This is a genomic window from Cellulomonas aerilata, assembly GCF_007991755.1.
Classification (GTDB): domain Bacteria; phylum Actinomycetota; class Actinomycetes; order Actinomycetales; family Cellulomonadaceae; genus Pengzhenrongella; species Pengzhenrongella aerilata.
Window position 1 is genome coordinate 1 of sequence record NZ_BJYY01000028.1, and the last position, 1,310, is coordinate 1,310.

At 75.3% G+C, this 1,310-nt stretch carries 1 pseudogene; it reads left to right on the forward strand.

The features are described 5' to 3' along the window. Window positions 1-1,310 (forward strand): annotated as a pseudogene (locus CAE01nite_RS17915) (hypothetical protein); the annotation flags it as partial.

Below are 1,310 nucleotides of genomic sequence, written 5' to 3' on the forward strand. Positions count from 1 at the left end.
GGTGGCGGGGGGTGTGGCGCAGAACTTCCAGCGCGGGACGGTGTTCATGTCGTCGTTGGGGGTGTGGGCGTCGGTGAACGCGATCGACGCGTCGTACCGGGCCTCGGGCGGCCCGGCCGGGCCGCTGGGGTGGCCCACCGGACCGGAGACCTCCGGCGACGGCGGGTGGCGCCAGCAGTTCCAGCGCGGCGCGATCTACTACTCCAACGCCACCGGCGGGTTCCCGTCGGTCAACGCGATCCACAGCACCTACCTGGCCAACGGCGGCCCCGGCGGCGCCCTGGGCTACCCCCTGGGCCCGGAGATCGCCGCCGCCGGCGCCTGGAGCCAGCGGTTCCAGGGCGGACGGGTGTTCTACTCCCCCTACGGCGCCTGGGTGGTCCCGCCCCGCATCGACGCGATCCACCAGGCCACCGGCGCCAGCACCGGCCAGCTCGGCATCCCCGTCGGCCCGGCGACCGCCATGGCCGGCGGCGGCCTGCAGCAGCCCTTCACCCGCGGCACCGCCTACTCCTCGGACACCACCGGCGGGTACGCCTCCGTCAACGCGATCGGCGCCACCTACACCGCCACCGGCGGCCCGGGCGGATACCTGGGCCACCCCACCGGACCCGAGGTCGCCGTCGCCGGCGGCTGGTCGCAGTCCTTCCAGCGCGGCACCGTCCTGTACTCCCCCGCCACCGGCATGGGCATCGTGGTCAACGCGATCTCCGACGTGTACCGCGCCTCGGGCGGACCCGCAGGACCGCTGGGCTTCCCCACCGGACCCGAGACCGCCGTCGCCGGCGGGTGGCGCCAGACCTTCCAACGCGGCGCCCTCTACTACTCCGCCGCGACCGGCGGCCACGCCTCGGTCAACGCCATCCACGACACCTACCTCGCCAACGGCGCCACCACCGCCCTGGGCTTCCCCACCGGCCCCGAGACCGCCCACCCCGGCGGCATCTGGGCCCAACGCTTCCAACGCGCCCGCATCTACTACTCCGTCTACGGCGCCTGGGTCGTGCCCACCCGCATCGACACCGCCCACCAGAACGCCGGCGGCCCCACCGGACCCCTGGGCCCCCCCACCGGACCCGCCACCACCTTGCCCAACGGCGCCCAGCAGCAACCCTTCACCGGCGGCACCATCACCGCCACCACCACCGGCACCACCATCACCCGCCCCACCACCAGCGCCACCACCACACCCACCGACCAGGCCCCCGCCCAGACCCAGCAGACCGCACCAGCACCCACCCCCGAGCCCACCCCGGCACCGGCACCCGGCCCGACCCCGAGCCCCAACCCCGTCCCGAGCCCGAGCCCGA